The organism is Neisseria sp. 27098_8_139, from assembly GCF_041433195.1.
In the GTDB taxonomy this organism is placed as follows: Bacteria; Pseudomonadota; Gammaproteobacteria; order Burkholderiales; family Neisseriaceae; genus Neisseria; species Neisseria subflava.
This window is the reverse complement of record NZ_JAPWBA010000007.1, coordinates 1-15,429: the sequence shown is the minus strand read 5'-3', so window position 1 is coordinate 15,429 and position 15,429 is coordinate 1. Positions and strand designations below refer to the sequence as shown.

Below are 15,429 nucleotides of genomic sequence, written 5' to 3'. Positions count from 1 at the left end.
AAAACGGCGGCAAACTATCCTTGTAACGCCGACAACTGCTGATTCAACAAAACGGCGAGTCCCATACCGTACCATTAGAAGACATCGCCGTTATCATCATAGAAAACCGCGAAACCCTGATTACCGCCCCGCTCCTATCAGCCTTAGCCGAACATGGCGCAACCCTACTGACATGTGACGAGCAGTTCCTCCCCTGCGGACAATGGCTGCCTTATGCCCAATATCACCGCCAACTCAAAATCCTCAAACTACAGCTGAATATAAGCGAACCTTTAAAAAAGCAATTCTGGCAACATATCGTCCGCCAAAAAATCCTGAACCAAGCATTTGTCGCAGACGAAACAGGCAATGATCTTGCAGCCAAACGGTTACGCACTTTGGCATCTGAAGTCCGTTCGGGCGATACAGGAAACCGCGAAGCCCAAGCCGCCGCCCTCTACTTCCAAGCCCTCTTTGGCGAAAAATTTACCCGTAATGACAACAACGCCGTCAATGCCGCATTGAACTACACCTACGCCGTGCTCCGTGCAGCAGTTGCACGCGCCCTGACCTTATACGGTTGGTTGCCCACATTAGGCTTGTTTCATAGAAGTGAGTTGGATCCATTCAATCTCGCCGATGACTTTATCGAACCCTTACGCCCATTGGCCGACCTGACCGTGATACATTTGTACGAACAAGGCCGTCTGGAAACTGAACTGACACCCAAACTCAAACAAAACCTTATCAAGACCCTTCACTGTCAAATCTGCATCGAACGGCAACACTTCAGCACCTTGGCTGCCATAGACAAAATGATTTCTTCATTTCAAGCCAGCGTAACCGACAAAAACGCCAAACAGCTGAAACTACCTGAAATCTTGCCATTGAAAGAATACCAATATGAGTGAGGCCAAATTTATGAGGATTATCGTCTTCTTCGACCTACCAGTCACCACAGCGGCCAAGCGCAAAGCCGCCAATCAATTCCGCCAGTTTCTATTAAAAGATGGATACCAAATGCTCCAGCTTTCCGTATACAGCCGTATTGTCAAAGGCCGTGATTCGTTGCAAAAACACCACAATAGGCTATGTGCAAACCTACCGCAAGAAGGTTCAATCCGCTGTTTGGAAGTAACAGAGAAGCAATATGCCACCATGAAACTGCTGTTGGGAGAGCTGAAAACCCAAGAAAAAAGAGTAAATTCAGACCAACTATCATTATTCTAAGCTCATTTTTTTAGACAAAATAAAACGGGAAACCCTTATAGAATAATGATTTCCCGTTGAGGTATTGTAGCACTGCGAAATGAGAAAGGATCTATCCAATAGCCGCTCAAATTGATGACTGCATTTTCGATTGTAGCACTGCGAAATGAGAAAGGATCTATCCAAATAAAAAAGCACCACCTAAACAGGTAGTGCTTTCATATTAATTTGCTTATTCAGCAGAATCAGCTGCTTTATCAACCAATTCAACCAATGCCAAAGGAGCATTGTCGCCTTTACGGAAACCGTATTTCAGTACACGAACATAGCCGCCGTTACGAGCAGCAAAGCGTGGACCCAATTCGTCAAACAATTTAACTACAACATCACGATCGCGAGTGCGGTCAAAAGCCAAACGACGGTTTGCCAAAGAAGGTTTTTTACCCAAGGTAATCAAGGGCTCAACTACGCGGCGCAATTCTTTTGCTTTAGGCAAAGTTGTCACGATGGTTTCGTGAGTCAACAAGGAATTCGCCATATTGCGCAGCATCGCAGCACGGTGGCTGCTAGTACGGTTTAATTTGCGGTTGCCATTACGATGACGCATGTCATTATCCTTTAATCTTCAAACTTACGGCTTTTCTAAGCCTACAGGCGGCCAAGCTTCTAATTTGGAACCTAATGTCAGACCTTTAGAGGCCAACACTTCTTTGATCTCATTCAAAGATTTACGACCCAAATTAGGGGTCTTGAGAAGCTCGGTTTCAGTACGTTGAATCAAATCGCCAATATAGTAAATATCTTCAGCTTTCAGACAATTAGCTGAACGTACAGTTAATTCCAAATCATCTACAGGACGCAGCAAGATAGGATCGATAGGAGGCACTTTTTCTTCAACCTCTTCAACCGGAGTACCTTGCAGATCTGCAAAAATAGACATTTGGTCAATTAAGATACGTGCGGCACTACGTACAGCTTCTTCTGGATCAATAGAACCATTGGTTTCAATATCCAAAACCAATTTATCCAAATCCGTGCGTTGCTCTACGCGTGCAGGTTCAACTTCAAAGCTAACACGACTGATGGGCGAAAAGCTCGCATCCAACTGAATCGCACCAATCTGTTTGTTCTCATCACGCAATACGCGACGGCCTGAAACAGATTGATAACCACGACCTTGCTCTACTTTAATTTCCATGTCGATTTGACCATTGTCGGACAAGTGGCAAATAACATGTTCAGGATTGATGATTTCCACATCGTGTGGCAAATCAATATCACCGGCTACAACAGCACCAGCACCTGTTTTTTTCAAAGTCAACTGAACTTGGTTACGACCGTGAAGCTTGAATACGATACCTTTAATGTTCAAGAGAACGTCAACAACATCCTCTTGAACACCATCAATAGTAGAGTATTCGTGCAATACGCCGGAAATAACTACTTCAGTTGGGGCAAAGCCATTCATGGATGACAGTAAGATACGACGCAAAGCATTACCTAAAGTATGACCAAAACCACGTTCAAATGGCTGCATAGACACCTTGGCCCGTGTGGAAGACAAAGTATCTACATCGATTTGACGAGGTTTCAAAAATTCGGTTGTGCTATTTTGCATTTAACTGTCCCTCATTGAGCTAGCATTATTTAGAGTAGAACTCTACCACCAGCTGTTCATTAATATCGCCAGACAATTCTGAGCGATCCGGCATATTTTTGAATACACCTTCCAATTTGTCGGCATCAACAGATACCCAGCTTGGCAAGCCAATTTGAGTAGCCAGGCTCAATGCTTCTTGGATACGTACTTGTTTCTTAGCTTTTTCACGAACAGCTACAACATCACCTGCTTTAACTTGGAAAGAAGGGATATTAACAACTTGACCGTTTACGACGATAGCTTTGTGAGAAACCAATTGACGTGCTTCGGCGCGAGTAGAGCCAAAACCCATACGGTAAACGACATTGTCCAAACGAGACTCCAGCAATTGCAACAGCAATTCACCGGTAGAGCCTTTACGACGAGCTGCTTCCGCGAAGTAACGACGGAATTGACGCTCTAATACGCCATAAATACGACGAATTTTTTGTTTTTCACGTAATTGCAAACCGTAGTCTGACAAACGTGGTTTTTTCGCACCGTGTTGACCAGGTGCAGAATCCATTTTACATTTGGAATCTAAAGAGCGACGTGCACTCTTCAAAAACAGATCCGTACCTTCGCGACGTGCTAATTTACATTTAGGGCCAATATAACGTGCCATGTTTTAAATCACTCCAATATTAAATACGACGTTTTTTAGGCGGACGGCAACCGTTATGAGGCAACGGGGTAACGTCAGTAATGCTGGTAATCTTGAAACCAAGAGCGTTTAAAGCACGTACAGAAGATTCGCGACCAGGGCCAGGGCCTTTAATGCGGACTTCTAAATTTTTAACGCCATACTCTTGGGCAACTTTACCAGCTGCTTCTGCTGCAACTTGTGCTGCAAATGGTGTACTTTTACGAGAACCTTTAAAACCAGCGCCGCCAGAGGTAGCCCAAGACAATGCATTGCCTTGACGGTCAGTGATTGTAATGATGGTATTGTTGAAAGATGCATGAACGTGCACAATACCTTCGCTTACGGTTTTACGTACTTTTTTACGTACACGCGAAGCTGTGTTTGCTTTAGCCATTAATCAAATTCCTTAAAATTTATTTCTTACCGGCAATCGCTTTGCGCGGACCTTTACGGGTACGAGCATTTGTGCGAGTGCGTTGACCACGACAAGGCAAGCCACGACGATGACGGAAGCCGCGATAGCAACCCATATCCATCAGTCGTTTAATGCTCATCGTTACTTCACGACGCAAATCGCCTTCAACTTCATATTTAGCAACTTGCTCACGCAAAGCGTCTAATTGAGCCTCGTCCAAATCTTTTGCTTTAGTAGTAGGAGCAATATTTGCTGCCTCACAAATCAATTTAGCACGAGTCGCACCAATACCATAAATAGCCTGAAGGCCAATTACGATATGGGCATTATTAGGGATATTTACCCCTGCAATACGAGCCATATTTTTTCCTTTTTAGGGCAAAGTATGTCACTATACCACAAAATCAATAGTTAAGAAAACTAGCTTCTTAACCTTGACGTTGTTTGTGACGTGGGTCAGTACAAATTACGCGAACTACACGATTACGACGAATAATCTTGCAATTGCGACAAATTTTCTTTACAGAAGGTTGTACACGCATTTTATTTCCTTTTATCGTTTATCTTGCTCGGAAAACAATCCGAGCACGGGTTAAATCATAAGGAGTTAATTCAACTGTTACCTTATCACCTGGAGAAATACGAATATAGTGCATCCGCATTTTGCCAGATATATGACCAAGTACTACATGATCATTTTCCAGTTTTACTTTAAATGTTGCATTGGGCAAAGTCTCAAGGATTTCGCCCTGCATCTGTATGGTATCTTCTTTAGCCATAAGCCTACTTACGTGACAAAGATTTCATATCTGGACGACTTATCAAGTCTTCATACTGACTACTCATTCTATATGAATTGATTTGTGTCCTAAAATCAATTGTAACGACAACCAAAATAAGCAGAGATGTTCCACCTAAATAGAAAGGAACTTTCAATGCCGTCGTTAAAAATTCAGGTATCAGACAGATTGTAGTGATATACAAAGCACCAAATAATGTCAGTCTCAGTACAACTTTTTCCAAATATCTAGAGGTTTGCTCACCTGGGCGAATACCCGGTACAAATGCACCACTCTTCTTCAAATTTTCAGCCATCTCTTTAGGGCTAAATACTAAAGCAGTATAGAAATAGCAGAAGAAGATGATAGTTGTGGCAAATAATACAATATACAAAGGCTGTCCGTGTTGCAGCATTGCAGCAACCTTATGAAGAACAGAATTCGTACTATTTGAACCAAACCAACCTAAAAGTGTAGATGGAAATAAAATGATACTGGAAGCGAAAATAGGAGGAATAACACCTGCCATATTTAGCTTGAACGGCATATGAATGCTTTGTCCCGGCATCATTCCAGAGCCAAACTGTCTTTTAGCATAATGCACAGGAACTTTACGCTGAGCACTCTCAAAATAAACTACAGCATAGATCAACAGCAAAATACCAATCACAATTGATACCGCCATCAACATACTCATAGAGCCTTGTTCAGTCAAAGTTAACATCCGAACAATACCGGATGGAATACCCGATACAATGCCTGCTGTAATAATTAAAGAAATACCATTACCAATACCACGCTCGGTAATTTGCTCCCCTAACCACATCAGAAACATAGTACCTGTAACCAAACAGACTACTGTAGAAATATGAAACTCAAGCGAACTCGTTACAACAACACCTTGCAGATAAACAAATGTTGCAACACCAAAGCTTTGCAATACAGCCAATAATACCGTCCCATACCTAGTATATTTCGTAATTATTTTCCTACCAGCCTCACCTTCCTTCTTTAAAGCTTTTAAAGAAGGAACAATTTCAGAAGCAAGCTGAACAATAATCGATGCCGAAATATAAGGCATGATACCAATTGCAAATATACTAAAGCGCTCCAACGAACCACCCGAGAACATATTTAACATTCCGAATATGCCGTTTGCAGCGCCTTCGTATAACTTAGCTAATGCAACAGCATCTACGCCCGGTACCGGTATATGAGCACCAATACGGAAAACGACTAAAGCACCTAAAAGGAATGCCAGACGTTTTTTCAGATCACCAAATTTGGATAATCCCGATAAAGATTGTTGATTAGCCACTGTAGTGCAAGCCTTATTCTTCTACTTTACCACCGGCAGCCTCAATAGCAGCTTTAGCACCTTTAGTAGCTTTTACACCTTTCAAGGTAACTGCTTTTGAGATTTCACCAGAAGCAATAACTTTTACACTAGAAGCAGTTACAGGAATCAGACCAGCTTGTTTAAGAACCAAGACATCAATCTCGTTCACAGCAATCAGATTTAATTCACTCAAACGAACTTCAGCATTAGCGGCAGCAGTCAAAGATTTGAAACCACGTTTCGGCAGACGGCGTTGCAAAGGCATTTGACCGCCTTCAAAACCTACCTTGTGGAAGCCACCAGAACGGCTTTTTTGACCTTTATGACCACGACCACCTGTTTTACCCAAGCCGCTACCAATACCGCGGCCTACACGACGACTAGCGTGAGTAGCACCCTCAGCAGGTTGAATAGTATTCAAAAACATATTAAGACTCCACTTTCAACAAGTAGCTGATTTTATTGATCATGCCACGGTTTTCAGGGGTATCCAAAACCTCTACAGTATGTTCACGGCGGCGCAAACCTAAACCACGAGCACATGCACGATGAGATTCAATTGTACCGATCAGGCTCTTAACCAATGTAACTTTAATCTTTTTTTGCTCAGTCATGGTTAGCTCCCAAAATATCTTCTACTGTCAAGCCACGTTTAGCAGCAATATCAGCAGGGGTATACAGTTTAGACAAACCGTCTAATGTAGCGCGTACAATATTGTAAGGATTAGTAGAACCATGTACTTTAGCTGAGATGTTATGGATCCCCATAGCATCAAATACTAAACGCATTGGACCACCAGCTTTTACACCACTACCTTCTTTAGCAGGTTGCATAAATACCTTAGTAGCACCATGACGACCAATAACCTCATGATGAATAGTACCATTTTTCAAAGGTACTTTAATCATAGAGCGTCGAGCTTGATCCATTGCTTTTTGAACAGCAACTGGTACTTCTTTTGATTTACCTTTGCCCATACCGATGCGACCATCACCATCACCAACAACAGTCAGTGCAGAGAAAGCCATGATACGGCCACCTTTAACTACTTTAGTCACACGATTAACTGCGACCATCTTTTCAATCAGTCCGTCACCGCGTTCTTCAATTTCATGTTTTGCCATCTGAAAGTCTCCAAATATTAGAAGCTTAAACCATTTTCACGTGCAGCTTCAGCCAAAGCTTTCACACGACCGTGATATTGGAAACCTGAACGGTCAAAAGCAACTTTTTCAACACCCACTGCTTTAGCTTTTTCAGCAATACGCTTACCAACTACAGCCGCTGCTTCAACGTTGCTACCTGATTTCAGGCTACTACGTACTTCAGCTTCCAATGTAGAGGCTTGAGCCAATACTTTATCACCTTCAGCACTAATTACTTGAGCATAAATATGATTATTGCTGCGGAACACACATAATCTTACCATTTTCAAGTCCGCAATACGCGCACGGGTTTTGCGTGCACGACGGAGTCGGGTTGTATGTTTATCCATTAGTGAACCTCAATTATTTTTTCTTGGCTTCTTTCATCACTACTACTTCACCTACATAACGAACACCTTTACCTTTATAAGGCTCAGGAGAACGGAATGCGCGAATTTCAGCAGCGACTTGGCCAACCACTTGTTTATCTGCACCAGTCAAAACGATTTCTGTTTGGCTAGGAGTTTGAACAGAAACACCTTCAGGCATTTCATATACGATTGGATGAGAGAAACCCAAAGACAAGTTCAAAACTTTACCTTGAGCTTGGGCACGATAACCCACACCAATCAATTGAAGTTTTTTCTCAAAACCTTCAGAAACACCCTTAACCATGTTATTAACCAATGCACGAGCAGTACCAGACATAGCATTAGCCTGTTTACTGTCATTTTTTGCAGCAAAAGTCAATTTACCATCGTTCAGTTCAATAGCAACATCGGAATGCAAAGGAAAAGACAATTCGCCGTTTTTACCTTTGATAACCAATGCATCTGTTCCGAATTTTACTTCTACACCAGCAGGAACAGTCACTGGGTTTTTTGCGACGCGTGACATTTACTTTTCTCCACTAGGCTACGATGCACAACAACTCACCACCGACACCCTCAGAACGGGCTTTGCGATCAGTCATTACACCTTTAGAAGTACTAACAATAGCGACACCCAGGCCATTCATTACGCTAGGGATCTCACTTGATGCTTTGTAAATACGCAAACCTGGACGTGAAACACGTTTAATTTGCTCAATCACAGGACGACCTGCATAGTATTTCAATTGAATTTCCAATACCGGTTTTGCATCAGCAGAAACCGCAAAATCCTCGATATAACCTTCTTCTTTCAAAACTTTTGCAATTGCACATTTCAGTTTAGAAGAAGGCATGGCAACTGCTGCTTTATTAGCACGTTGCGCATTGCGAATACGAGTCAACATATCGGAAATAGGATCATGCATACTCATTATTTATACTCCTATTACCAGCTAGCTTTAACAACACCAGGGATCTCGCCACGCATAGCGATTTCACGGATTTTAATACGGCCCAAACCAAATTTACGGAAAGTGCCACGAGGACGACCTGTTAAAGCACAACGACGACGTTGACGTACAGGTGCTGCATTACGAGGAATGGATTGAAATTTCAAACGTGCTTCAAAACGTTCTTCTTCAGTCGCATTAGCATCATTAATAACAGCGAAAATTGCCTCACGTTTAGCTGCAAACTTTTTCGCCAATGCTTGACGTTTCAGCTCACGATTAATAAGTGCTTTCTTAGCCATGATTATCCTTTAAACGGAAACTTGAACAGTGACAACAAAGCTTTCGCTTCTTCATCAGTTTTTGCAGTAGTTGTAATAGTAATGTTCAAACCACGCAAAGCATCGATTTTATCGTATTCAATTTCCGGGAAAATAATTTGCTCACGAACGCCCATATTGTAATTGCCACGACCATCAAATGATTTACCGCTTACACCACGGAAGTCACGTACACGAGGCAACGCAATAGTAATCAAACGATCCAAGAATTCAAACATTTGATCACGACGCAATGTTACTTTGCAACCAACTGGATAGTTATCACGGATTTTAAAACCTGCGATAGATTTACGAGCAACAGTAACAACTGGTTTTTGACCAGCAATTTTCTCTAAATCAGAAACAGCGTGTTCCATAACTTTTTTATCAGCAACAGCTTCACCTACACCCATATTCAAGGTGATTTTTTCAATACGTGGAACTTCCATTACTGATTTGTAACCAAATTGTTTAACCAATTCAGGAACAACTGTATCTTTATAAAACTCTCTCAAACGAGCCATGTTATCTCCTTATGCTCCAATGATAGAGCCATTTGATTTGAAGAAACGAACGCGTTTAACTTTGCCTTCATTTTCAATCAGCTTAATACCAACACGGTCTGCTTTATTAGTTTCCGGATTCAGGATTGCAATATTAGAAATATCCAAAGGCATTTCCTTAGTAATAATGCCACCCTCAATACCACGCATTGGATTAGGTTTTTGATGGCGTTTCACAACATTAACACCCTCAACAACAACTTTATCACCCAACACTCGAACTACTTGACCTTGCTTACCTTTATCTTTACCGGTAATCACTACAACCTGATCGCCTTTAATGATCTTATTCATCGCGCTATTCCTTATAATACTTCAGGCGCCAATGAAACGATTTTCATAAATCGCTCAGTACGCAATTCACGGGTTACCGGACCAAAAATACGGGTACCCAGAGGTTCAAGTTTATTATTCAACAACACAGCAGCATTGTTATCGAATTTAATTAACGCACCATCAGGACGACGCACACCCTTAGCAGTACGAACAACTACCGCATTGTATACATCACCTTTTTTGACACGACCACGTGGGGCTGCATCTTTAACTGCAACTTTAATAATGTCGCCAACAGAAGCGTAGCGACGCTTAGATCCGCCCAATACTTTGATGCACATTACGCGACGCGCACCAGAGTTATCAGCCACATCTAAGATGGTCTGCATTTGAATCATATTAGTACCTTTAAATTAACCAACTTAATTTACCACTTTCATATAACTCGCACCTTACTTTAAGCTGCTTATTAAATGAAACCATCACGGTTCTAGTAAACCAGTCTTGGATCCCGAAGGGAGAGAAACTTCCATAAGAAGCTGGAAGATAAGAAACGAAGTTTACACGCAAATTAACTTTGCTGCAAGACTTCGTTTCTTATTAAGCTACATTACTGTGTTTTAAATCAAACAGTACGCGCTTTCTCAACCAATTCTTTTACAACCCAAGACTTGGTTTTTGACAAAGGACGAGATTCCTCGATTACCACTACGTCACCAATGCCATATTGATTGTTTTCATCATGAGCATGGATTTTAGTTGATAAACGAATAATTTTACCGTACAGAGGGTGTTTAACTTTACGCTCAACCAATACTGTAACAGTTTTGTCCATTTTGTCGCTTACCACTTTGCCTTGCAAAGTACGAACATTTTTAGCTTCGCTCATTACTTAGCACCTTTTTCAGTTAAAATGGTTTTAATACGAGCAATATCGCGACGTACACGTTTCAACTCGCTTGATTTACCCAACTGACCGGTTGCATTTTGCATGCGTAAGCCAAACTGAGCTTTCAACAAGTCCAACAAATCAGAGTTTAATTGCTCAATAGATTTGTCTTTCAATTCATTTGCTTTCATTATTGACCCACCTGTCTTACTACAAAGGTTGTAGGAATAGGCAATTTGGCAGCGGCCAATTCAAATGCTTCACGAGCCAAAGACTCAGGAACACCGTCCATTTCGTACAATACTTTGCCTGGTTTAACTTCAGCAATGTAATATTCCACATTACCTTTACCGCCGCCCATACGAACTTGGATAGGTTTTTCAGTAATTGGTTTATCAGGGAATACACGAATCCAAATACGACCGCCACGTTTAATATGACGAGTCATAGTACGACGAGCAGCTTCAATTTGGCGGGCAGTCAAACGACCACGGCCTACGGCTTTCAAACCGAACTCGCCGAAACTTACTTTATTACCGCGAGTAGCAATACCAGTGTTACGGCCTTTTTGTTGCTTGCGATATTTCAGTCTAGTTGGCTGCAGCATTACGTCCACCTGCCTTTCTTTGTTTCTTCTCATGCTCAGGTTTAGAAGATTTAATATTACCTTCTGTATAAACCCAAACTTTCAGACCCAGTACACCATAAGTAGTGTGTGCTTCGCTAGTTGCATAATCTACGTTCGCACGCAAAGTATGCAAAGGTACACGACCTTCACGGTACCATTCGCTACGAGCGATATCAGCACCATTCAGACGGCCTGAAGTCATGATCTTGATGCCTTTAGCACCAGAACGCATTGCATTTTGCATTGCACGTTTCATAGCACGACGGAATTGAACACGTTTTTCAAGCTGCTGGGCAATACCATCAGCAATGATTTGCGCATCCAATTCAGGACGACGAATCTCTTCAATATTTACATGAACAGGCACACCCATCAGGGCTTGCAAGTCACGTTTCAAGATTTCGATATCCTCGCCTTTTTTACCAATAACCACACCTGGACGAGCAGAGTGAATGGTAATACGTGCAGATTTAGCAGGACGTTCGATCACTACGCGACCAACTGAAGCATTGGCCAGTTTTTTACGCAAGTAGTTACGAACATCAATATCTTGTTTCAAAACAGTAGAAAAGTCGGTGCTTTTAGCAAACCATTTTGAAGCCCAGTCTTTAGTTACCGCCAGGCGAAAGCCTGTAGGGTTAATCTTTTGTCCCATAGCTTTTCCTTAGTTGCCCACTGTCACGTTAATATGACAAGTTTGTTTCTCGATGCGGTTACCGCGACCTTTGGCACGAGCTTGGAAACGTTTCAAGCTTGGGCCTTTGTCAACAAAGATAGTTACCACTTTCAGTTCGTCAATGTCAGCACCATTATTGTGCTCGGCATTGGCGATTGCTGATTCCAACACTTTTTTAATCAGCTCAGCACCTTTTTTAGGGCTGAATGCCAAGATATTCAAAGCTTGGGCAACGTCTTTACCACGAATCAAATCAGCTACCAAACGAGCTTTTTGAGCTGAAATACGGGCGTTTTTATGTTGTGCACTTACTCTCATGATTCACCTTATTTCTTTTTAGCCTTTTTATCAGCCAAGTGGCCTTTAAAGGTACGGGTCAATGAGAACTCACCTAATTTATGACCAACCATGTTGTCGCTGATGAACACAGGCACGTGAGTGCGACCGTTGTGAACAGCGATAGTCAGACCGATGAAATCAGGCAAAATGGTAGAACGACGTGACCAAGTTTTAATTGGGCGTTTGTCGTTGCTTGCACGAGCAGCATCTACTTTTTTCAGCAAATGCAGGTCTACATATGGGCCTTTTTTTAATGAACGAGCCATACTAATTAACCTTTATTTGAGTAACGACGACGAACAATCATGTTATCCGTGCGTTTGTTATTACGAGTGCGGTAGCCCTTAGCAGGAGTACCCCATGGGCTAACCGGTTCGCGAGCCTCACCAGTACGGCCTTCACCACCACCATGTGGGTGATCAACAGGGTTCATTACAACACCACGAACGGTCGGACGAATACCACGCCAGCGGTTAGCACCAGCTTTACCGATTTTTTTCAGGCTTTGTTCTTCGTTACCAACTTCACCGATAGTTGCACGGCAATTTACGCTAATTTTGCGCACTTCACCAGAACGCAAACGAACTTGTGCGTAAGCACCTTCTTTTGCAAGCAATACCGCAGAAGCACCAGCAGAACGTGCAATTTGTGCACCTTTACCTGGTTTCATTTCGATACAGTGAATAGTTGTACCAACAGGAATATTGCGGATCGGCAGAGTGTTACCTACTTTGATAGCAGCTTCAGCACCGGAAACCAATACTGCACCGGCTTGAATACCACGTGGAGCAATGATGTAGCGACGCTCGCCATCTGCATAGCACAACAGTGCGATAAATGCAGTACGGTTAGGGTCATATTCGATACGCTCTACTTTTGCAGGGATACCATCTTTGTTACGTTTAAAATCTACAATGCGGTAATGATGTTTATGGCCACCACCTTTATGACGGGTAGTGATATGACCATTGTTGTTACGACCGGCAGTAGAATTTTTCTTTTCCAGCAGAGGTGCATAAGGTGCACCTTTGTGCAAACCTTCTGTTACCACGCGAACCATGCCGCGACGGCCTGCAGAGGTCGGCTTCATTTTAACGATTGCCATTTTGTTTATTCCTTATCTGCAGCTGCAGCAGCGGCTTCCAAATCCAACTCTTGACCGGCAGCCAGACTCACATAAGCCTTTTTAACATCGCTGCGACGACCTAAAGTGCGACCAAAACGTTTAACTTTACCTTTAATGGTAACAGTAGTAACGTCTGCAACTTGAACTCCGAACAGCAGCTCAACAGCCGCTTTAATTTCAGGTTTGGTTGCATTTGCCAAAACTTTAAACGTCATTTGGTTACGTTTTTCAGCCAATACGTTGCTTTTCTCAGAAACGATAGGTGCCAAGATTACTTGAGTCAAACGTTGTTGATTCATACCCATTGCTCCTCTAATTGTGCAACTGCATCTTTAGTGATAACGACTTTTTTGTAACGCAGCAAGCTGTAAGGATCAACTTGTTGAGCTTCCAAAACCAATACGTTAGGCAAGTTGCGTGAAGCCAAGTAAACATTCTCGTCGAGCTGTTTAGTTACAAACAGAACTTGCTCCAAACCCAAATTTTTCACTTGTTCAGCAAAAACTTTAGTTTTAGGAGTTTCAGCAGTCAATGCTTCGATTGCAAACAAACGTTCATCACGAGCCAATTGGGACAAAATAGTCGCCATACCGGCACGGTACATTTTACGGTTCACTTTTTGAGTGAAGTTTTCATCAGGTTTGTTTGGGAATGCACGACCACCTTTACGCCACAGCGGAGAAGAAGTCATACCGGAACGAGCACGACCGGTACCTTTTTGGCGCCATGGTTTTTTAGTAGAGTGGTTTACTTCGGCACGAGTTTTTTGAGCACGATTACCAGAACGGGCATTTGCCAAGTAAGCAGTAACCAGTTGGTGAACCAGAGCTTCATTGTATTCACGAGCAAACAAAGCATCAGAAACAGCCAAGCTGCCAGATACTTGTCCTTTAGCGTCAATTACTTTCAATTCCATTACGCACCTACTTTCACGCTAGGACGAACCACGACGTTGCTGTTAACCGAACCCGGAACAGCACCTTTAACCAACAAGAGTTGGCGTTCAGCATCAACACGTACAACTTCCAATTTTTGAACAGTTGCTTTAGTGTTACCGTATTGACCTGCCATACGTTTACCAGGGAACACGCGACCAGGGTCTTGTGCCATACCGATAGAACCAGGAACACGGTGAGAACGGGAGTTACCGTGGGAAGTACGTTGAGCACCGAAGTTATGACGTTTGATCGTACCAGAGAAACCTTTACCTTTAGAGGTGCCGGTTACATCTACCAATTGACCAACTTCAAACATAGAAACGGTAATTTCATCACCGGCTTTCAATTCAGCCAGTTTTTCTTCAGTCAAAGCAAATTCAACCAAACCACGACCAGCTTCAACACCTGCTTTAGCAAAGTGACCAGCTTCAGTTTTGTTGACACGATTAGCTTTTTTCTGACCAAAGGTAACTTGTACAGCAGTGTAGCCGTCAGTATCTTTGGATTTCACTTGTGTAACGCGGTTGGCAGACATATCCAAAACAGTTACCGGAACAGAAACACCCTGTTCATCGAACACGCGAGTCATACCAACTTTGCGTCCAACCAGACCTAAAGTCATGATTATTTTCCTTTTAAGTAAAGGGGCGGGCTACGATTGGCCTGCCTTTCAGACAAAGTTAAACTTGATACGGATGTACCAAGTCCGCCATTATAATTGACAAATCAAAGAAATATCAACAAAAATTTCAATTTAACTTCTTAAACCCATCATTTTTTTCGGATGAAGTGTTGCCAAATATCTGAAAATTTTCAGACGGCCTAAGAATTCTATAAAAAACCGAACAGCTAAGCTGTTCGGTTTTTCAGTTCTTATTGAACTTTAATTTCTACATCTACACCTGCTGGAAGATCCAGTTTCATCAGTGCATCAGTAGTTTTGTCAGTCCAGTCCACGATGTCCATCAGACGCAAGTGGGTACGGATTTCCAATTGTTCACGAGAAGTTTTGTTCACGTGAGGAGAACGCAAGATGTTGAAACGTTCGATTTTAGTTGGCAAAGGAATTGGACCTTTAACAACAGCGCCAGTACGTTTGGCAGTTTCAACGATTTCTTGTGCGGAACGGTCAATCAGACTGTAATCATAAGCTTTCAGGCGGATACGGATTTTTTGGTTTGCCATTTATCAATATCCCTCA

Annotated in this window: 31 protein-coding genes; 2 read left to right on the top strand and 29 right to left on the bottom strand. The window is 42.4% G+C overall.

The annotated features are described in order from the left end of the window. The first annotated feature begins 35 nt into the window (after positions 1-35). The gene (gene cas1 / locus O3660_RS07720) at positions 36-890 is read left to right on the top strand and encodes a type II CRISPR-associated endonuclease Cas1 (protein WP_318250583.1); all 855 of its coding nucleotides are present in this window, start codon (positions 36-38) and stop codon (positions 888-890) included. After that, complete coding sequence (gene cas2, locus O3660_RS07715; RefSeq protein ID WP_049351001.1) at positions 883-1,209, top strand: CRISPR-associated endonuclease Cas2; 327 nt, start codon at positions 883-885, stop codon at positions 1,207-1,209. Before cas1 ends, cas2 begins: the two co-directional genes overlap by 8 nt. A gap of 211 nt (positions 1,210-1,420) precedes the next feature. Here cas2 and rplQ read toward each other — a convergent pair whose 3' ends face one another. From rplQ to rpsJ, 29 genes are all read right to left on the bottom strand, one after another. Continuing rightward, a complete protein-coding gene (gene rplQ, locus O3660_RS07710) occupies positions 1,421-1,795 on the bottom strand; it encodes a 50S ribosomal protein L17 (RefSeq protein WP_003684792.1) in 375 nt (124 codons plus the stop codon). 24 nt (positions 1,796-1,819) lie between these two features. Further along, complete coding sequence (gene rpoA / locus O3660_RS07705; protein WP_049351000.1) at positions 1,820-2,806, bottom strand: DNA-directed RNA polymerase subunit alpha; 987 nt, start codon at positions 2,804-2,806, stop codon at positions 1,820-1,822. A 25-nt stretch (positions 2,807-2,831) separates the two neighbouring features. Then, on the bottom strand, positions 2,832-3,452 hold the full coding sequence (gene rpsD, locus O3660_RS07700) for a 30S ribosomal protein S4 (RefSeq protein WP_039863983.1): 621 nt from the start codon (positions 3,450-3,452) through the stop codon (positions 2,832-2,834). A 19-nt stretch (positions 3,453-3,471) separates the two neighbouring features. Continuing rightward, positions 3,472-3,867, bottom strand: coding sequence for a 30S ribosomal protein S11 (gene rpsK, locus O3660_RS07695; protein WP_002216249.1), 396 nt, complete (start codon positions 3,865-3,867; stop codon positions 3,472-3,474). A 19-nt stretch (positions 3,868-3,886) separates the two neighbouring features. Beyond that, a complete protein-coding gene (gene rpsM / locus O3660_RS07690; RefSeq protein WP_003749295.1) occupies positions 3,887-4,249 on the bottom strand; it encodes a 30S ribosomal protein S13 in 363 nt (120 codons plus the stop codon). A 67-nt stretch (positions 4,250-4,316) separates the two neighbouring features. Beyond that, a complete protein-coding gene (gene rpmJ, locus O3660_RS07685; protein WP_003697674.1) occupies positions 4,317-4,430 on the bottom strand; it encodes a 50S ribosomal protein L36 in 114 nt (37 codons plus the stop codon). Positions 4,431-4,448: 18 nt separating this feature from the next. Continuing rightward, positions 4,449-4,667 carry a translation initiation factor IF-1 gene (gene infA / locus O3660_RS07680; protein ID WP_003684714.1) on the bottom strand — a complete coding sequence of 73 codons (219 nt, stop codon included), beginning with the start codon at positions 4,665-4,667 and terminating at the stop codon, positions 4,449-4,451. 4 nt (positions 4,668-4,671) lie between these two features. Continuing rightward, complete coding sequence (secY, locus tag O3660_RS07675; RefSeq protein WP_049329188.1) at positions 4,672-5,985, bottom strand: preprotein translocase subunit SecY; 1,314 nt, start codon at positions 5,983-5,985, stop codon at positions 4,672-4,674. Between the two features lie 13 nt (positions 5,986-5,998). Beyond that, complete coding sequence (gene rplO, locus O3660_RS07670) at positions 5,999-6,433, bottom strand: 50S ribosomal protein L15 (protein ID WP_049329187.1); 435 nt, start codon at positions 6,431-6,433, stop codon at positions 5,999-6,001. A gap of 1 nt (position 6,434) precedes the next feature. Further along, positions 6,435-6,620, bottom strand: coding sequence for a 50S ribosomal protein L30 (rpmD, locus tag O3660_RS07665; RefSeq protein WP_003684808.1), 186 nt, complete (start codon positions 6,618-6,620; stop codon positions 6,435-6,437). Beyond that, complete coding sequence (gene rpsE / locus O3660_RS07660; protein ID WP_003684704.1) at positions 6,613-7,131, bottom strand: 30S ribosomal protein S5; 519 nt, start codon at positions 7,129-7,131, stop codon at positions 6,613-6,615. The genes rpmD and rpsE overlap by 8 nt, the downstream gene beginning before the upstream one ends. Before the next feature lie 17 nt (positions 7,132-7,148). Further along, positions 7,149-7,502 (bottom strand): 50S ribosomal protein L18, encoded by a 354-nt coding sequence (gene rplR / locus O3660_RS07655; protein WP_003749287.1) that lies wholly within the window; start codon positions 7,500-7,502, stop codon positions 7,149-7,151. A 13-nt stretch (positions 7,503-7,515) separates the two neighbouring features. Then, positions 7,516-8,049: a 50S ribosomal protein L6 gene (gene rplF / locus O3660_RS07650; RefSeq protein ID WP_004464590.1), complete on the bottom strand. Its 534-nt coding sequence runs from the start codon at positions 8,047-8,049 to the stop codon at positions 7,516-7,518. Between the two features lie 13 nt (positions 8,050-8,062). After that, positions 8,063-8,455: a 30S ribosomal protein S8 gene (gene rpsH, locus O3660_RS07645; protein WP_003684738.1), complete on the bottom strand. Its 393-nt coding sequence runs from the start codon at positions 8,453-8,455 to the stop codon at positions 8,063-8,065. Positions 8,456-8,469: 14 nt separating this feature from the next. Next, the gene (gene rpsN / locus O3660_RS07640) at positions 8,470-8,775 is read right to left on the bottom strand and encodes a 30S ribosomal protein S14 (protein ID WP_003684736.1); all 306 of its coding nucleotides are present in this window, start codon (positions 8,773-8,775) and stop codon (positions 8,470-8,472) included. A 2-nt stretch (positions 8,776-8,777) separates the two neighbouring features. Then, positions 8,778-9,317, bottom strand: a complete 540-nt coding sequence (gene rplE / locus O3660_RS07635) for a 50S ribosomal protein L5 (RefSeq protein ID WP_003684750.1) — start codon at positions 9,315-9,317, stop codon at positions 8,778-8,780. Between the two features lie 9 nt (positions 9,318-9,326). Beyond that, entirely contained in the window at positions 9,327-9,650 is a 324-nt protein-coding gene (gene rplX / locus O3660_RS07630) for a 50S ribosomal protein L24 (protein WP_003684754.1), read from the bottom strand. 11 nt (positions 9,651-9,661) lie between these two features. Then, entirely contained in the window at positions 9,662-10,030 is a 369-nt protein-coding gene (gene rplN / locus O3660_RS07625; protein ID WP_002215434.1) for a 50S ribosomal protein L14, read from the bottom strand. A 227-nt stretch (positions 10,031-10,257) separates the two neighbouring features. Beyond that, on the bottom strand, positions 10,258-10,521 hold the full coding sequence (rpsQ, locus tag O3660_RS07620; protein ID WP_003684766.1) for a 30S ribosomal protein S17: 264 nt from the start codon (positions 10,519-10,521) through the stop codon (positions 10,258-10,260). Further along, positions 10,521-10,712, bottom strand: coding sequence for a 50S ribosomal protein L29 (gene rpmC, locus O3660_RS07615; RefSeq protein WP_003684705.1), 192 nt, complete (start codon positions 10,710-10,712; stop codon positions 10,521-10,523). The genes rpsQ and rpmC overlap by 1 nt, the downstream gene beginning before the upstream one ends. Then, entirely contained in the window at positions 10,712-11,128 is a 417-nt protein-coding gene (gene rplP, locus O3660_RS07610) for a 50S ribosomal protein L16 (protein WP_003684741.1), read from the bottom strand. The genes rpmC and rplP overlap by 1 nt, the downstream gene beginning before the upstream one ends. Then, the gene (gene rpsC, locus O3660_RS07605) at positions 11,112-11,804 is read right to left on the bottom strand and encodes a 30S ribosomal protein S3 (RefSeq protein WP_003684753.1); all 693 of its coding nucleotides are present in this window, start codon (positions 11,802-11,804) and stop codon (positions 11,112-11,114) included. Before rpsC ends, rplP begins: the two co-directional genes overlap by 17 nt. Before the next feature lie 9 nt (positions 11,805-11,813). Then, a complete protein-coding gene (gene rplV / locus O3660_RS07600; RefSeq protein ID WP_003749277.1) occupies positions 11,814-12,143 on the bottom strand; it encodes a 50S ribosomal protein L22 in 330 nt (109 codons plus the stop codon). Positions 12,144-12,151: 8 nt separating this feature from the next. Continuing rightward, on the bottom strand, positions 12,152-12,430 hold the full coding sequence (rpsS, locus tag O3660_RS07595; RefSeq protein ID WP_002215422.1) for a 30S ribosomal protein S19: 279 nt from the start codon (positions 12,428-12,430) through the stop codon (positions 12,152-12,154). A gap of 5 nt (positions 12,431-12,435) precedes the next feature. Further along, the gene (gene rplB / locus O3660_RS07590; protein ID WP_049350999.1) at positions 12,436-13,269 is read right to left on the bottom strand and encodes a 50S ribosomal protein L2; all 834 of its coding nucleotides are present in this window, start codon (positions 13,267-13,269) and stop codon (positions 12,436-12,438) included. Positions 13,270-13,274: 5 nt separating this feature from the next. Continuing rightward, positions 13,275-13,589, bottom strand: coding sequence for a 50S ribosomal protein L23 (gene rplW / locus O3660_RS07585; protein WP_002243944.1), 315 nt, complete (start codon positions 13,587-13,589; stop codon positions 13,275-13,277). Then, the gene (rplD, locus tag O3660_RS07580) at positions 13,586-14,206 is read right to left on the bottom strand and encodes a 50S ribosomal protein L4 (protein WP_003684798.1); all 621 of its coding nucleotides are present in this window, start codon (positions 14,204-14,206) and stop codon (positions 13,586-13,588) included. The genes rplW and rplD overlap by 4 nt, the downstream gene beginning before the upstream one ends. Further along, positions 14,206-14,850 carry a 50S ribosomal protein L3 gene (rplC, locus tag O3660_RS07575; RefSeq protein WP_049350998.1) on the bottom strand — a complete coding sequence of 215 codons (645 nt, stop codon included), beginning with the start codon at positions 14,848-14,850 and terminating at the stop codon, positions 14,206-14,208. Before rplC ends, rplD begins: the two co-directional genes overlap by 1 nt. Before the next feature lie 251 nt (positions 14,851-15,101). After that, the gene (gene rpsJ / locus O3660_RS07570) at positions 15,102-15,413 is read right to left on the bottom strand and encodes a 30S ribosomal protein S10 (protein WP_002642322.1); all 312 of its coding nucleotides are present in this window, start codon (positions 15,411-15,413) and stop codon (positions 15,102-15,104) included. Positions 15,414-15,429: the final 16 nt, after the last annotated feature.

What these genes read in the sequence shown, in the direction of transcription:
- rpmJ (WP_003697674.1), bottom strand. Translation starts at nt 4,430, where the DNA reads ATGCGTGTACAACCTTCTGTAAAGAAAATTTGTCGCAATTGCAAGATT.
- rplB (WP_049350999.1), bottom strand. Translation starts at nt 13,269, where the DNA reads ATGGCAATCGTTAAAATGAAGCCGACCTCTGCAGGCCGTCGCGGCATG.
- rpsJ (WP_002642322.1), bottom strand. Translation starts at nt 15,413, where the DNA reads ATGGCAAACCAAAAAATCCGTATCCGCCTGAAAGCTTATGATTACAGT.
- rplV (WP_003749277.1), bottom strand. Translation starts at nt 12,143, where the DNA reads ATGAGAGTAAGTGCACAACATAAAAACGCCCGTATTTCAGCTCAAAAA.
- rplE (WP_003684750.1), bottom strand. Translation starts at nt 9,317, where the DNA reads ATGGCTCGTTTGAGAGAGTTTTATAAAGATACAGTTGTTCCTGAATTG.
- rplX (WP_003684754.1), bottom strand. Translation starts at nt 9,650, where the DNA reads ATGAATAAGATCATTAAAGGCGATCAGGTTGTAGTGATTACCGGTAAA.
- rpsS (WP_002215422.1), bottom strand. Translation starts at nt 12,430, where the DNA reads ATGGCTCGTTCATTAAAAAAAGGCCCATATGTAGACCTGCATTTGCTG.
- rplC (WP_049350998.1), bottom strand. Translation starts at nt 14,850, where the DNA reads ATGACTTTAGGTCTGGTTGGACGCAAAGTTGGTATGACTCGCGTGTTC.
- rpsQ (WP_003684766.1), bottom strand. Translation starts at nt 10,521, where the DNA reads ATGAGCGAAGCTAAAAATGTTCGTACTTTGCAAGGCAAAGTGGTAAGC.
- rplN (WP_002215434.1), bottom strand. Translation starts at nt 10,030, where the DNA reads ATGATTCAAATGCAGACCATCTTAGATGTGGCTGATAACTCTGGTGCG.
- rplP (WP_003684741.1), bottom strand. Translation starts at nt 11,128, where the DNA reads ATGCTGCAGCCAACTAGACTGAAATATCGCAAGCAACAAAAAGGCCGT.
- rpsE (WP_003684704.1), bottom strand. Translation starts at nt 7,131, where the DNA reads ATGGCAAAACATGAAATTGAAGAACGCGGTGACGGACTGATTGAAAAG.
- infA (WP_003684714.1), bottom strand. Translation starts at nt 4,667, where the DNA reads ATGGCTAAAGAAGATACCATACAGATGCAGGGCGAAATCCTTGAGACT.
- rpmD (WP_003684808.1), bottom strand. Translation starts at nt 6,620, where the DNA reads ATGACTGAGCAAAAAAAGATTAAAGTTACATTGGTTAAGAGCCTGATC.
- rplF (WP_004464590.1), bottom strand. Translation starts at nt 8,049, where the DNA reads ATGTCACGCGTCGCAAAAAACCCAGTGACTGTTCCTGCTGGTGTAGAA.
- rpmC (WP_003684705.1), bottom strand. Translation starts at nt 10,712, where the DNA reads ATGAAAGCAAATGAATTGAAAGACAAATCTATTGAGCAATTAAACTCT.
- rpsH (WP_003684738.1), bottom strand. Translation starts at nt 8,455, where the DNA reads ATGAGTATGCATGATCCTATTTCCGATATGTTGACTCGTATTCGCAAT.
- rpsC (WP_003684753.1), bottom strand. Translation starts at nt 11,804, where the DNA reads ATGGGACAAAAGATTAACCCTACAGGCTTTCGCCTGGCGGTAACTAAA.
- rpoA (WP_049351000.1), bottom strand. Translation starts at nt 2,806, where the DNA reads ATGCAAAATAGCACAACCGAATTTTTGAAACCTCGTCAAATCGATGTA.
- rplR (WP_003749287.1), bottom strand. Translation starts at nt 7,502, where the DNA reads ATGGATAAACATACAACCCGACTCCGTCGTGCACGCAAAACCCGTGCG.
- rplW (WP_002243944.1), bottom strand. Translation starts at nt 13,589, where the DNA reads ATGAATCAACAACGTTTGACTCAAGTAATCTTGGCACCTATCGTTTCT.
- cas2 (WP_049351001.1), top strand. Translation starts at nt 883, where the DNA reads ATGAGTGAGGCCAAATTTATGAGGATTATCGTCTTCTTCGACCTACCA.
- rplD (WP_003684798.1), bottom strand. Translation starts at nt 14,206, where the DNA reads ATGGAATTGAAAGTAATTGACGCTAAAGGACAAGTATCTGGCAGCTTG.
- rplQ (WP_003684792.1), bottom strand. Translation starts at nt 1,795, where the DNA reads ATGCGTCATCGTAATGGCAACCGCAAATTAAACCGTACTAGCAGCCAC.
- rpsN (WP_003684736.1), bottom strand. Translation starts at nt 8,775, where the DNA reads ATGGCTAAGAAAGCACTTATTAATCGTGAGCTGAAACGTCAAGCATTG.
- rpsM (WP_003749295.1), bottom strand. Translation starts at nt 4,249, where the DNA reads ATGGCTCGTATTGCAGGGGTAAATATCCCTAATAATGCCCATATCGTA.
- rplO (WP_049329187.1), bottom strand. Translation starts at nt 6,433, where the DNA reads ATGTTTTTGAATACTATTCAACCTGCTGAGGGTGCTACTCACGCTAGT.
- rpsD (WP_039863983.1), bottom strand. Translation starts at nt 3,452, where the DNA reads ATGGCACGTTATATTGGCCCTAAATGTAAATTAGCACGTCGCGAAGGT.
- rpsK (WP_002216249.1), bottom strand. Translation starts at nt 3,867, where the DNA reads ATGGCTAAAGCAAACACAGCTTCGCGTGTACGTAAAAAAGTACGTAAA.